Here is a 382-nt window from a genome sequence, read left to right as displayed (position 1 = left end):
CGACCCTTTGCAGACGAACGGTCCGTTTGCTGGTAGGACGGACCGCATGACGGACCAGGCCAACATCCACGTGCAGCGCGCCGATCATATCGGCTTCGCGGTCGCCTCCCTCGATGAGGCCCTTCGGTTCTGGGTCGATGGGCTTGGTGCACGGCTCGTGCGCACGGGCGAGATGGGTGGCGAATTCCTTGGTCAGGTGACGGGCGCGCATGGAGCACAGGTTCGCATGGCGATCGTCTCGCTGGCGGATCAGACGATCGAACTCTTGGAATATCGGGGGTTGGATCGGCCAAACGTGCCGGCGAAGCCGTTCGACCCGGGTTTTGCGCATCTGGCCCTCGTGGTCGATGATATCGACGGGCTCCTTGCGCGAATTGGCCCC

1 protein-coding gene is annotated in these 382 nt (G+C 63.6%); it reads left to right on the top strand.

Features of this window, described 5'->3' with window-relative positions; all coding sequences use genetic code 11:
* Nucleotides 1-46: 46 nt before the first annotated feature.
* Nucleotides 47-382, top strand: a 336-nt coding sequence (locus AUL32_RS24315; protein WP_062121107.1) for a VOC family protein, incomplete at its 3' end; no start/stop codon positions are given.

The organism is Aureimonas sp. AU40, from assembly GCF_001463785.1.
In the GTDB taxonomy this organism is placed as follows: domain Bacteria; phylum Pseudomonadota; class Alphaproteobacteria; order Rhizobiales; family Rhizobiaceae; genus Aureimonas.
Note: the sequence above shows the minus strand (reverse complement) of the source record. Positions and strands in the feature narration are given on the sequence as shown.